Genomic DNA, 12397 nt, shown 5'->3' with positions numbered 1-12397 from the left:
CTATGTATGTCACCACGCCGAATACAACGTATGCGAAAACCACGCCCAGAGTGTCATACGCGGCGGCCGTGCGTTGGAGCGCGGCGACGGCGATATAGCCGATCAACACGACCGTGCCCAGGCATATTCGGAGGAGCGCCTGCTCCTTCTCAGGTTGTCCGCGAAAGACACCTAGAAACGTTTGCTCATGCCAACGCTGCGCGCCCGGCCGCTCCATGCCGTGTACCCCGTCAATATTGTCTTTTGCAGAGCGGGCATTCTATCGCTTTTGCCGGCGACCAATGCTTCTTGCCGCTCTCTCCGTCCGCTTCCTGAAAGCCGCCGTTCGAACGTCCGTCTGAGCGAACGGGTGAACGTCCGAAAGTGGCCGGTCACTGCCTGACGGCGATCGGCAGCACGCGACCCGCTCTAGCCCTTCGGCGAATTTTCGAGAACCTCTTCATCCCATTCAAAAGCGGCCGTTCCGGCTCGCTCAAAGGGGCGAGGCCCGGCTTGGGCCGAGTGTGGCGAGGATGGCATTGGTGAGTTCGAGCATCGCCGAATGATATTCCGCGGGCAGGGGCACGTCGTCCATCAGTGACATGGTTTCTTCAATGCCCTGCCGGAATGCTCTGGCAATCCCGGCGCGCTGTAACGCCGTCAGGTGGGGCAAGGCGGCATCACGAAACTTGCCCAGCACCATCGCCTGCGCGCCAAGCGCGCTCATTGCCTTCGTGTTGGCGGTCACGAGCTTGGCCATCTGTTCAAATGCGTCGTTGGTTTGGTTCAATTTTCAGTTCCGCTCAGAATGACTGCCAGTCTGCAGCACCGGTGCCGGCCGCAACCACTGTAGGCCTGTCCGGGGTAACCAGGGGCGCCGTCTCTGGCCTTGTCAACGTGGCGGGACGGGACGTGCGGGCTTTCGGTGCAGGCCGCTGCGGTTCGCTCCCCGGGGCAATCACCCGTGACGGGGAAGTGCCCCGGTTGTCGACCTTGAAGACGGCCACCGCGTCACGCAATCCCTGGGCCTGCTGGGCCAGCGACTGTGCTGCCGCCGAGGCTTGCTCGACCAGCGCCGCATTCTGCTGGGTCACCTCGTCCATCTGGGTGACGGCCGTGTTGACCTGTCCGATGCCGATGCTCTGCTCTTGCGATGCTGCAGCGATCTCGCTCATGATGTCGGTCACGCGCTTCACCGACTGGACAATTTCGTTAATCGTGCCGCCGGCTTCCTCGACCAGCTTCGAGCCGGCGTCAACCCGGGTCACCGACTCGCCAATCAGGTCCTTGATCTCTTTGGCCGCCGTGGCGCTGCGCTGGGCGAGCGTGCGGACCTCGCCCGCCACGACCGCGAAGCCGCGACCCTGTTCACCAGCGCGGGCCGCCTCGACCGCGGCATTGAGCGCGAGGATGTTGGTCTGGAACGCGATGCCTTCAATCACGCTGATGATCTCGGCCACCCTGGCTGAGCTATCGGAGATTCCGTGCATCGTCTCGACCACGCGTCCGATCACTTCCCCGCCGCGTTGCGCGACGCCCGAAGCCGTACTGGCCAGCGTGGTCGCCTGCCTCGCGTTGTCGGCGTTCTGGCGCACAGTCGAGGTCAGTTCCTCCATGGACGAGGCGGTTTCCTCCAGCGACGCGGCCTGCTCTTCGGTCCGTTGCGACAGGTCCAGGTTGCCGGCCGAGATTTCCTGGGCGGCGGTGTCGATCGACCGGGAGCCGTCCCGCACGACACTGATGGTCTGCACCAGCTTGCCTTGCATCGCCTGCAGGCCGCTCATCAGCTGCCCCATCTCGTCGCGCGTGCGGACCTCGACCTGCGTCGTCAGGTCGCCGTCGGCAATCGCCCTGAAATGGCCCAGTGCCTGGGCAAGGGGCGTGCCGATCGCGCGCTGCAGCGACCACCAGGCCAGTGCCGCCGCACCGAGCGCCATCAGCATACCGGCGAGGGCTACGCCGATGAACCCGTGGAAGCGGGCCTGCGAGGTCTCAAACGTCGCGCGGCCAGCCGTGATCTGCATCTGGCCCAGTGAATATGTGCCGCCGGTGAAATCGCTGAACAGCGACTGCGGTGTGTGCACGGCGACATCGGTGAGCTTCGCCGTATCGTGGGCGGCGATCGCGCTGAACATCGGTTCCAGGCCATTTGCGACGTACGCGTCGCGCTTCGCGTTCACGTCGGCCGCGCGGCTCGCCTCCTCGGGTCCGGAGAACGGCAGCGCGCGATACGCGTCCCACGCCTGCTTCGACTCAGCGAGCAGATCCCGGGCGATCTGCACTCGTTGGGGTACGTCCGGACTGGCCGGATCAAGCGCGATGAGAAGCAGCCAGAGGCGCGTCCTCGATAGTGCGACGTTTGCCCGACCGAGCGCCTCGGAAGAAGCCAGCCGGCTGGAATACAGCTCCTTCACATCGTTGTTGCACATCGACACGCTGGCGATGCCCATGACGCCGCCAAGGACCAGCAGCACGGCGAGAAAAGCCATTACCAGCGCCAGGCGGGCACGGATACTTAGATTCTTGAACATGGATAAATTAAATGGGAAGCCGATGACGAGGCGTGCGCAAGGCGCAAGAAGAAGTAAGCGGGCAGCGCAAGCGCCAACACACGATTGATAAAGAAATCACACATGATGTTTGTATACGGCATTAAGCCGTCAAACTTGATGTCGAACTGCTAACCGCCATTCCGTTCAAGCGTTTTTGTGCGGATAGACGCCTGGCGACGTTGCAGACGCGGAAACGCTCTGTTGGGTGAAAGGTGATTGTAATGCGATGGTAAGCAGATAAACTGGCTTCAACGACTTGGCACAGGCTTCCGCCCCGGCGGTCGTTGTTTCGCTAACCAGCCTTTTCTTTCTGTTTCTGACGCTCACAATTGGAGATTTCATCATGGCTAAAGCACTCATCCCCGTTCTCGCGCTCGCGGCGGTCCTCGCTCTGCCCACGGTTGCGTCCGCTCACAACAACGGTCCCCTGACGCGTGAGCAGGTGCGCGCGGAACTCGTCCAACTGCAGAAAGCGGGCTACGACCGCAACCACAGTGACGCGCACTACCCGGCAAACATCCAGGCAGCGCTGGCGAGCGTGGCGGCCCAGCAGCAGGCGTCCAGTGGCTACGGTGGCGTGAAATCGGGTTCGGCCGCTTCGGGGCGACCGACCCAGTGGGCCTCGGATCATTCGATCTACAAAGGAAGTTGATTGGCGATCAGCCGGGTGGCCGGGCGCTTTCAACCGCCCGGCCCGGTGACACACGGCGAGCGGCATCGTCGCGGCTTGCAGGTTCGCCGATGCGGCCCGTTACCGGCAGGAACAGCGCGAGCGGTTCGCCGAGGGTGTCAGCGGTGCTAACGACTACATCGAACGCATGCGCCAGAAATTGGGCGAGAAGCACAGGGGACGAATTGCCCGAAGGCGTCATAGATCAGCCTGGCAATCGAAGTCTAAGCCGCCTAACACGGCGCTTGAAAAATAAACTGCCTCGTTCGACACGTAGCCATTATTCGACTAGGCTTATCAGAAGCCCCATGCTGCACAAACGCGTTGAAAACCCGCCAGGAAAGATTCGATTCAAACACCTGATTGCAGGCTATCTCACGATAAGCTACCGACCCATGGACGACATCTCTCCGCAGGCCTTCGTCGATGCCGCGATCGCCTATCAGAAGACTGCCGCGGTGAAAGCCGCCGTCGAGCTCGATCTGTTCACCGCGATAGCGGACGAGCACGGCGACGTTAAGCGTATAGCCGAGCGGGTAAAGGCCGCCGAGCGCGGTGTGCGCATACTCTGCGACTTTCTGACCGTGCACGGGTTTCTGCAGAAGGAAACGGGACAGTACCGATTGACGCCGTCGACCACCGCATTCCTGACGACTTCCTCGCCGGCCTGGATGGGGAGCATCGTGGATTTCCTGGCGGCTCCTGAAATGACGGCACTGTGGCTGGACGACCCCGCCGCGTTCGTTCGCAATGGAGGAGCCGTGGGGCTGGGCAACATCGCGCCCGAGCATCCCGTCTGGGTGAAGTTCGCGCGTGCGATGGCACCCTTCGTGACACAAACCGCACAGAGCGTCGCGCAACACGTGAGTGCGCGGCCTCAGGCACCGAAGCGCGTGCTGGACATTGCAGCCGGGCATGGGCTGTTCGGAATCGCGATCGCCGAAGCGATCCCCGGCGCGGAAATCGTGGCGACCGACTGGCAACCGGTTCTCGAGGTCGCAACGGAGAACGCCGCTGCGGCCGGTGTCAGTTCGCGTTACCGCACGGTCGCCGGCAGTGCGTTCGAAGTCGATTGGGGTACGAATTTCGATCTGGCGCTGGTCACGAACTTCCTGCACCACTTCGATCCGCCAACCTGCGTGGAATTACTCTCGAAAGTCCGCAGGAGCCTCAGTCCCGCAGGGCGAGCGCTCGCGGTGGAATTTGTTCCCGACGAGGATCGCGTGTCGCCGCCGTTCGCAGCCGCGTTTTCCTTTATGATGCTTGCATCCACGCCGCAAGGCGACGCGTACACCGCGCGCGAACTCGAGCAAATGGGCCGCGAAGCCGGCTTTTCCAACGTAACGGTGACGCCGCTGCCACCTTCGCCGCAAGCCCTCGTTGCATTCGAGTAGCGCACACCCCTCGCGCTCCAGGCACCGCATTTCATCATGGAGACGGCGTTCAGACGATGTCGATGTTGAAGGTTGCGCTGCCGGCCGACCTGACGGTCGACGCCGAGGTGTGCTCGGCACGGGCGCGGGCAGCTATCTTCCGCCGTCGCGAACGCCCGACGACGTATGCTCTTGCTGACGTACAAAACCTGGTCGATCTTGCTCATCCTGCGGGTCGATGCCACTCGCAGCCTCGTCGATACCGGAGAACTCTCACTTGCAGTGATCGCCAGAGAGACCGGATTTGGCGATACCGAAAGAATGCGCAGAGCATTCGTCAGGACTCGGCCACCCCCCTCATTGCTTTACGGGATTTTCAGGAAGGGTTCCGCACCTTGTCCACGGCTCAGTCCCTGCACATGGTTGCGGCGCGATTGGTAGCAAACGTGTACACGGCGATCCGTCAGCGGGCCGCGCATAATCGTTGCCTGCCTGAAGGCGGTACGTTTCAGCGGACATCGAAGTATGGACGCCGAAAGCAGGCGCGTCCGGCGACGCCAAGCACATCACTTGCGGGCTGGATGGTCGCCACCGCGAGACCCGCTCCTGCGAATGCGCACGCGGCGGACACCAGCGCGACGGCGCGCAGCGCGTCAGTGATGGCGTCGGCTTGCGCCTGCGCCACGGGTGTCTGCGGCGCCGTATGAGCATCGCCGGCTGCCGCCCCGGTTTGCGCGTCCGGCTCCAGCAACCGCCCGGTCTGGTGTGTGCCCTGAGGAACGTGCAGTTCGTCGAGCCGCGCCGACAGTTCCGCGTGGTGTGACCGCACGAACACGATGCCGGCGACGCCCGGGGCAGCGCTCAACAGCGCCCGTGAACCGAAGCGGCTCGTCAGGTTGCCGGTGAAGCGCGACAAAAAGCCGATGATGACCGGTACTGGCAGCAGCGCCGCGCCCGCTTCGGTTGTGGTGTAGCCATGTGCGCGGATCAGCGTGAACGGCAGGAAGAACAGTACGCCGCCCAGACCGACGTGGAGCAGCAACGTCACGAGGTTGGCGCTGGTGAAATCGCGCGAGCGGAACACGTCGAGCGGCATCATGGGGCGACGGCTGTTCGCTTCGATTATCACGAATGCGGCCAGCACAAACACGCCGACGCCGATCGCGCACAGTACGAGCGGATGCCCGAAGCCATGCGCCAACGCCTGGGTCAGGCCATAGGTGAGAGCGGCGAGCCCCGCTGCCGCGCTCAGCGCGCTGGGCCAGTCCGACTGTTGAGGCGCATCGAGCTTGTGGCTGTTCGGCACCGACAAAATCGCGAGCGCAATCGTCACCGCTGCAAGCGGGACGTTGAGGAAGAAGATCGCGCGCCACGACAGCGAAGACCGCGCACATCGTCGCTGCGCAAGCGAGCCCGTGCGAGACATCGGGGTCTTCACGCTGGCGTCGGCCGCTTGCGGGCTAGCGCCGAACGCGGGTTCGCTGATCGCCGCCCGCGCGGTGCAGGGCATTGGCGCGGCGCTCTTCGTGCCCAGCAGTCTGGCGATCATCGGCGCCGTATTCGAAGGGTGAAAAAGGCGCCCTCAAAAGATCTCCCGCCTCCTGCCCAGCGGGCGCCAAGGGCTTTTATGCGGGGCTGACAGGCAAGGGGCCCGGATCGCTCGATGCGTCATCATCGCTGTGGCGCAGCATGATTCAATTGACCGTCGCCAACGAAGCGGCATATCTTGAGCATTGCCGACGCTACGCTCTCGACCACCTGGGCCAACAGGTCAGATAGCGAGGTATCGGTTGCATGTCCGCGGCAGGTTCGATCTCATCGCTGCACGCGCGATAACCCGCGAGAAGTCAGGCGCCTGCATCGAACAACAGGACAGACCAGGCCCATCTTTTGCGGTCTGCGCGCGCACGTCGTTCTTGATTAGGGTGGAAGATCATCATGTCGAGACAGCCCGGTTGGTCAGTCGTCATCGGTGCAATCACACTTGTGTTTCTCGCGCTCACTTCGCTTTACCTCGTGATCGGCGGAACATGGCTGATTGCCGTAGGCGGGTCGTGGTACTACCTGATCACGGGCCTGCTGCTCGCAGTAGTGACGTGGTTGCTTTACCGGCGCAAGCCCGCTGCGCTCGTTCTCTATGCGCTCGTGATGATTGCGACGGCGGTCTGGGCACTGTGGGAGTCCGGCACGGACTTCTGGGCATTGGCTCCGCGCTCCGGGGTGCTGGTCATTTTCGGCGTGTGGCTACTGCTGCTCGTGAGCTGGCGGATGGAGGGCGCACGCGGGCTCGGCATTGGTTCGCTCGTCGTTGCATTGGCTGTCTGGGCGGGCGTGCTCATCTACGCGAACTTCAACGACCCGCAAACGGTCAACGGGAGCTTCAGTGCGGCATCGGCGGCCCCCGCAGAGACCGGTGATAGCGCCGCCGACTGGCCGGCCTACGCGCGCACCCAGGCCGGTACCCGCTATTCCCCGCTGACTCAAATCACGCCTGCAAACGTCAAGGACTTACAGGTCGCGTGGACCTTCCGGACCGGGGATAGCAAAGGCCCCAACGACCCCGTCGAGATTACGGACGAAGTCACGCCGATCAAGATCGGCGAGACCTTGTTTCTATGCTCGCCGCATCAGATCCTATGGGCGTTGGATGCGCAGACCGGCAAGTTGAAATGGAAATTCGATCCGCAGCTGAAGGCCGATCCGTCGTTCCAGCACGTGACCTGCCGTGGTGTGTCTTACGTCGATCTTTCCGCGGCCGGTCCCGCGCCGACGGCTGATCAGCCCTCGGGCGCATCGGCCGCCGCGCCGGATCAGCAGGCAGCATCGGCCGCGGCGCCCGCTCAGCAGCAACCAGCGTCTGCGCCCGCTGCGACTGCCGCGACCGCCGGGGCCTGCATGCGCCGCATCTATCTGCCCGTCAACGATGGCCACCTGTATGCGCTCGACGCGCAGACAGGGGCGCTGTGCAAAACCTTTGCCAACGGCGGCGATCTCGATCTCCAGCACAACCAGCCGGTGACGACCTCCGGCATGTATGAGCCGACCTCGCCGCCGGTCATCACGAACGACGTGATCGTCGTCGCGGGCGCGGTCGAGGACAACTATTCGTCGCGCGAGCCGTCGGGCGTGATCCGCGGCTTCGATGTGCGTTCCGGCGAACTGCTGTGGGTGTTCGACCCGGGCGCGAAGGACCCGAATCAGAATCCTCCCGCCGGCGGTCACTACACGCTCACGTCCCCGAACTCGTGGGCGCCCGCTGCATACGATCCCAAGCTGGACATCGTCTATCTGCCGATGGGCGTGACCACGCCGGACATCTGGGGCGGCAACCGGACGGCGGAGCAGGAGCGTTTCGCGAGCGGCCTGCTCGCGCTGCACGCGTCGACGGGCAAGCTCGCGTGGTTCTATCAGACGGTCCACCACGACCTGTGGGACATGGACCTGCCATCGCAGCCCACGCTCGCGGACATTACCGACGTCAAGGGCAATACCGTGCCTGTCGTGTATGCGCCGGCCAAAACCGGCAACCTGTTCGTGCTCGACCGGCGCACGGGCGTGCCGGTGGTGCCGGCTCCGGAGCGTCCGGTGCCGCAGGGTGCGGCGCCCGGCGACCATGTTTCGCCTACCCAGCCGTTCTCCGGACTGACATTCCGGCCATCGAAGGATCTCACCGATGCCGACATGTGGGGCGCCACGATGTACGACCAACTGGTATGCCGGATCATGTTCCACAAGCTGCGCTATGAAGGCACCTTCACACCTCCGTCGGTGCAGGGGACGCTGGTCTTTCCCGGCAATCTCGGCATGTTCGAGTGGGGCGGCATGGCGGTCGATACGGATCGCCAGATTGCGATCGCCAATCCGATTGCGCTGCCGTTCGTTTCGCGGCTGATTCCGCGTGGCCCGGGCAATCCGATTCAGCCGGTACCGGGCGCGAAAGGTTCGGGGACGGAGACCGGAATTCAGCCGCAATACGGCGTTCCGTTCGGCGTGACACTGAATGCGTTCATGTCACCGTTGGGTCTTCCTTGCAAGCAACCTGCCTGGGGCTTCATTTCGGCGATCGATCTGAAGACCAACCAGATCGTATGGAAGAAGCGGATCGGAACAGTGCGGGACAGCTCGCCGATTCCGTTGCCGTTCAAGATGGGGATGCCGATGCTCGGCGGCCCGATCATCACGGCGGGCGGCGTGGCGTTCATCGGCGCGACGGCCGACAACTACATTCGCGGCTTCGACGTGAACAACGGCAGGCAGCTCTGGCAGGCGCGTCTGCCCGCCGGCGGGCAGGCAACGCCGATGAGCTATTCGGTCAACGGACGTCAGTTCGTGGTGATTGCGGCAGGCGGTCACGGCTCATTCGGTACGAAGCTCGGCGACTACGTGATTGCCTATGCGTTGCCGCAATAGCAAAGCGGTGAAGCAGGGTGGACGTGCGTGGACAGGACTGCCACGTCCACGCACGGCAATGTGGTCATCTGTTTGTCACTGACTTGCGGCGGACGGCGAACTGCTCGCCGCCGAATCCGCGTTGGCTGTTCCACCCGCCTTATCGGCGGGCTTGCAGCCCGCGCACATCGCGGCGATAGCGATCGTGATCGCGCTCGCGAGAAGCCGGCGGTAGAGGATTGGTTTCATGACATCTCCTGGTTGGGTGGCATCCGATCAATACTTGCGACGCAATCAGACAGCGCTCGTCGGGCTATCCTGCAGAGCTACGCATCTCCTGTTCCCGCTACCTTGAATTCACGTCAGTGCGAGAATCTGTCGGTCACTCCGTGTACTGAGAAACCCAATATGGGCTCCGACCTTGCCGGATAAAACTCCCCCGAATCATGCGGCGCCTCGCGAGAACCGTTGCACGGCATCGCCGATACGGATCGGTTGTGCAGGATGGGGACTGTCGGCCAAGGTAGCGGCGCGGTTTCCTGCGCACGGAAGCCATCTCGAGCGGTATGCCCAGATCTTTTCTGCGGTTGAAATCAATTCGTCGTTCTATCGTTCGCACCAGCCGAAGACGTATGCTCGGTGGGCTGCGAGCGTGCCCGATGCATTCCGGTTCTCTGTCAAGGTTCCACGGAGGATTTCGCACGAGCTCAGGTTGCGCGACGCGGATGCCGCCGTTAAAGAATTCGTGCGTGAGGTCACGCCGTTGGGTGAAAAACTGGGGTGCCTGTTGCTTCAGTTGCCGCCCCGCCTGGCGTTGGATACGGTCCCGGCACGAGATTTTTTTTCGCTGCTGCGCGGCCTCACGGCAGCGCCTATCGTCTGCGAACCGCGCCACGCAACGTGGTTTACCGAGGAGGGCGCGCAAACGCTGAAAAATGCGGGGATCGCTTGCGTGCGCGCGCATCCGTCGCCGATCGCCGGCGTCGAACCGGTGGGTGATCCGGGTACGCTGTATATCCGTTTGCATGGCTCGCCGGAGATCTATTATTCGGCATACGACGAGCCGTTCATCGAAGCGGTGGCTGCGCGGATTTTGGACGCTCGAAACTCTAACTCCGAGGTCTGGTGTATTTTCGACAATACCGCGCGCGGTGAGGCGGTACCTAACGCTCTGACACTGATGGAAAAATTAGAGAAGACCCCTTGCTGAGATAAGCCTTTCGAAGAGATCGTGACAAGCGCGTGTCTTTGCGCACGAATAGCAATCTGTATCGGTAGCAGTCGATCGCGAGCGAACTGTGGGTCGGGTCGGTGAGTCTGCGCAAGGTGACAGGCGCAAACGTGCGCTCGTGGGCCGCGTTGCCATCGGGTCGCACGTTCAGGAACAGTTGTCTTCATGTCACGCCCCGGGGCGTGGGTGGCGCGCGAATCGGCGCGGTCCGCGCAAGGATATCGGTGATGATCATCGCGAGCGAACATGGTCGTGGAGTCCGCCTAGCTGACCGTGAAGCCGCCGTCCGCGGCGATGATCTGCCCGGTGACATAGCTTGCGGCAGGGCTTGCGAGAAAGAATACGCTCTGTGCAACCTCGATCGGGGCGGCCATTCGTCCCATCGGAATCCGTCCTGCGCCTACGATCGGCCCTCGTCGAAACGGTGAGCGAAAATACGCACATCGTTCTAAAAACGCAACGATAATACCAGCCGGGATTTCCCTCGTTGCGGGTCTTCAGACGTGCCGCGCAACATGCGCGTGGAGAACGTCGGTCCGGCAATGATGATGTCGGCACGAACGCACATACAACCTCACAGGAAGGCGCCAAGATGAATGTTGCGAAAAGAAGCCCCGCCCAGATGGAATCGCACCGACCGCAGCCTGATACCGGCACGCTTCCTTTGCAGGTTGAGGACATCAGCTCTTCGTGGCTGACGTCGGCGCTCGCGCGCAGCCATGAAGGGGTAGCCGTCGAATCACTGGCCGTCGACGAGGTGATGTACGGCACGGCTACCAAAGTCAGGGTGCGTCTTGCTTACAACGCAACAGGGCGCGAGCTTCGCTTGCCCGAGTCTCTGATCGTCAAGGGCGGTTTCGTTCCCGAGTACCGGAACCTGAACGCCTACATATACGAATACGAGGCGAAGTTCTTCAAGGAAGTTCATCCCCGCTTGCGTGCAAATGTGCCTGCCTGCTTCTATGCAGAGACCGACAGTCGAAGCGGGCAGTCGATCGTGATCCTCGAGGATCTACGTTCACGGGAAGTGGAATTCTGTCGCGTGCAGCGGACGCTGACGTTTGCGCAGGCGGCGGCAAACCTGGACGCGCAAGCGCGGTGGCACGCGCAGTTCTGGCAATCGCCTGCGCTCGAAAGCGATGGCGAACTGGCGTGGCTCGCGTCGCAAGACCCGCTGCCCGATGGCGAGTCCGGCACCTATCACTGGGGCCAGTTGAAACCCGAGGTGTTCGCCAGCTATACACAGTTGCCGCGCGGGGCCGCCGTGCCAAAGCGGTTTCACGATCGTGACTGGATGGAGCGGGCGCTCCTCGATCTGCGCGCTTTCGACCGCATCGGGCCGATGACGTTTCTCCATGGCGATGTTCACCTCGGAAACCTATATTTCGACCGCGACGGCACGCCCGGCTTTCTCGACTGGCAGTCATATCGACGCGGACCGTGGGCTCATGACGTCACGTACTTCCTGATATCGGCTCTGGATATCGCGGATCGGCCGAGATGGGAGCGCGCGTTGCTCGAATACTATCTTGAGCGGCTCGCCTTTCACGGCGTCAACAACCCGCCGTCATTTGAAAGCGCGCTAGATGCCTACCGGCGCCACATCGTCTATGGGCTGTTCTTCTGGCTCGTAAATCCGGTGGAGTGGCAGGTCGAAGTCAACAATTGTGCAGTCGCGCCCCGGTTCGCGATGGCGGCACTCGATCACGAGATTCATGACCTCATGGGCCGATAACCCACCAGGCGCTGAGCGACATGCACTTGACGTCGCCACTTCCGCGGGAGTACATTTTTACGATCGATATTCGAGAATGTGAATGTCGGGAATAATGTAGGAGGCAAAGCATGTCGGAAACGGTCGCTCGACGCAGCACAACCTGGCCCAGCGTGTATGCGTGGGCAGGGCTCGGTGCGCTTTCGCTTTTGCGCAAATCCGCACCTACGCTGTTTCCATCTGTTTTCGTGGCGTCGGCCTTCCTTCTGCTGAACGTCGACGAAGACGGATATACGGCCATCGAGCGAGGTGTCGATCGTGTCGGGTGTCATCCAGCGGTGCGCACGGCGCTTCGGGTGCTGGCTTTCGTCGCGTTTTGCAACCTACTGAATCTGGCCTACACGAGCGCGATGGGTGTGCACGCGGTGTATGCCGATCCGTGGCCGGCGGATATGCCGAGTTGGCTTGCTAACAACCGTTAGGCGCACA

At 62.5% G+C, this 12397-nt stretch carries 10 protein-coding genes and 2 pseudogenes; 6 read left to right on the top strand and 6 right to left on the bottom strand.

All coding sequences use genetic code 11. The features are described 5' to 3' along the window. From F6X39_RS36410 to F6X39_RS30695, 3 genes and pseudogenes are all read right to left on the bottom strand, one after another. Window positions 1-217, bottom strand: a pseudogene (locus F6X39_RS36410) (hypothetical protein); the annotation flags it as partial. Between the two features lie 255 nt (window positions 218-472). Further along, on the bottom strand, window positions 473-769 hold the full coding sequence (locus F6X39_RS30700) for a hypothetical protein (protein ID WP_187619340.1): 297 nt from the start codon (window positions 767-769) through the stop codon (window positions 473-475). Window positions 770-782: 13 nt separating this feature from the next. After that, the gene (locus F6X39_RS30695; RefSeq protein ID WP_187619339.1) at window positions 783-2510 is read right to left on the bottom strand and encodes a methyl-accepting chemotaxis protein; all 1728 of its coding nucleotides are present in this window, start codon (window positions 2508-2510) and stop codon (window positions 783-785) included. A gap of 364 nt (window positions 2511-2874) precedes the next feature. Between F6X39_RS30695 and F6X39_RS30690 the strand changes: the two genes are divergently transcribed. Then, the gene (locus tag F6X39_RS30690; RefSeq protein WP_187619338.1) at window positions 2875-3183 is read left to right on the top strand and encodes a DUF4148 domain-containing protein; all 309 of its coding nucleotides are present in this window, start codon (window positions 2875-2877) and stop codon (window positions 3181-3183) included. Window positions 3184-3509: 326 nt separating this feature from the next. Continuing rightward, window positions 3510-4595 (top strand): class I SAM-dependent methyltransferase, encoded by a 1086-nt coding sequence (locus tag F6X39_RS30685; protein ID WP_262414870.1) that lies wholly within the window; start codon window positions 3510-3512, stop codon window positions 4593-4595. A 487-nt stretch (window positions 4596-5082) separates the two neighbouring features. On the opposite strand, the pseudogene F6X39_RS30680 reads toward F6X39_RS30685, so the two are convergent. Next, window positions 5083-5952 (bottom strand): annotated as a pseudogene (locus F6X39_RS30680) (MFS transporter); the annotation flags it as partial. A 560-nt stretch (window positions 5953-6512) separates the two neighbouring features. Between F6X39_RS30680 and F6X39_RS30675 the strand changes: the two are divergent. Further along, window positions 6513-8984: a glucose/quinate/shikimate family membrane-bound PQQ-dependent dehydrogenase gene (locus F6X39_RS30675; protein ID WP_187619337.1), complete on the top strand. Its 2472-nt coding sequence runs from the start codon at window positions 6513-6515 to the stop codon at window positions 8982-8984. A gap of 75 nt (window positions 8985-9059) precedes the next feature. Here the strand turns inward: F6X39_RS30675 and F6X39_RS30670 are convergent, their stop codons facing one another. Next, complete coding sequence (locus tag F6X39_RS30670) at window positions 9060-9212, bottom strand: hypothetical protein (RefSeq protein ID WP_184010528.1); 153 nt, start codon at window positions 9210-9212, stop codon at window positions 9060-9062. Window positions 9213-9384: 172 nt separating this feature from the next. Here F6X39_RS30670 and F6X39_RS30665 point away from each other — a divergent pair, with 172 nt between their 5' ends. Continuing rightward, the gene (locus F6X39_RS30665) at window positions 9385-10173 is read left to right on the top strand and encodes a DUF72 domain-containing protein (protein ID WP_187619336.1); all 789 of its coding nucleotides are present in this window, start codon (window positions 9385-9387) and stop codon (window positions 10171-10173) included. Window positions 10174-10457: 284 nt separating this feature from the next. Here the strand turns inward: F6X39_RS30665 and F6X39_RS30660 are convergent, their stop codons facing one another. Further along, window positions 10458-10577: an SDR family oxidoreductase gene (locus F6X39_RS30660; RefSeq protein ID WP_262414869.1), complete on the bottom strand. Its 120-nt coding sequence runs from the start codon at window positions 10575-10577 to the stop codon at window positions 10458-10460. Window positions 10578-10681: 104 nt separating this feature from the next. On the opposite strand from F6X39_RS30660, the gene F6X39_RS30655 reads away from it, so the two are divergent. Next, window positions 10682-11929: an ecdysteroid 22-kinase family protein gene (locus F6X39_RS30655; RefSeq protein WP_262414868.1), complete on the top strand. Its 1248-nt coding sequence runs from the start codon at window positions 10682-10684 to the stop codon at window positions 11927-11929. A gap of 110 nt (window positions 11930-12039) precedes the next feature. After that, complete coding sequence (locus tag F6X39_RS30650; protein WP_262414867.1) at window positions 12040-12390, top strand: hypothetical protein; 351 nt, start codon at window positions 12040-12042, stop codon at window positions 12388-12390. The last annotated feature ends 7 nt before the right edge of the window (window positions 12391-12397 follow it).

This window comes from Paraburkholderia sp. UCT2 (assembly GCF_014397665.1).
Taxonomy (GTDB): Bacteria; Pseudomonadota; Gammaproteobacteria; order Burkholderiales; family Burkholderiaceae; genus Paraburkholderia; species Paraburkholderia tuberum.
The sequence above is the reverse complement of the archived record's forward strand: the minus strand, read 5'-3'. Positions and strand labels throughout refer to the sequence as shown.

Coding starts and splice junctions, on each gene's coding strand:
- F6X39_RS30660 (WP_262414869.1), bottom strand. CDS start 10,577: ATGGGACGAATGGCCGCCCCGATCGAGGTTGCACAGAGCGTATTCTTT.
- F6X39_RS30690 (WP_187619338.1), top strand. CDS start 2,875: ATGGCTAAAGCACTCATCCCCGTTCTCGCGCTCGCGGCGGTCCTCGCT.
- F6X39_RS30670 (WP_184010528.1), bottom strand. CDS start 9,212: ATGAAACCAATCCTCTACCGCCGGCTTCTCGCGAGCGCGATCACGATC.
- F6X39_RS30675 (WP_187619337.1), top strand. CDS start 6,513: ATGTCGAGACAGCCCGGTTGGTCAGTCGTCATCGGTGCAATCACACTT.
- F6X39_RS30650 (WP_262414867.1), top strand. CDS start 12,040: ATGTCGGAAACGGTCGCTCGACGCAGCACAACCTGGCCCAGCGTGTAT.
- F6X39_RS30685 (WP_262414870.1), top strand. CDS start 3,510: ATGCTGCACAAACGCGTTGAAAACCCGCCAGGAAAGATTCGATTCAAA.
- F6X39_RS30695 (WP_187619339.1), bottom strand. CDS start 2,510: ATGTTCAAGAATCTAAGTATCCGTGCCCGCCTGGCGCTGGTAATGGCT.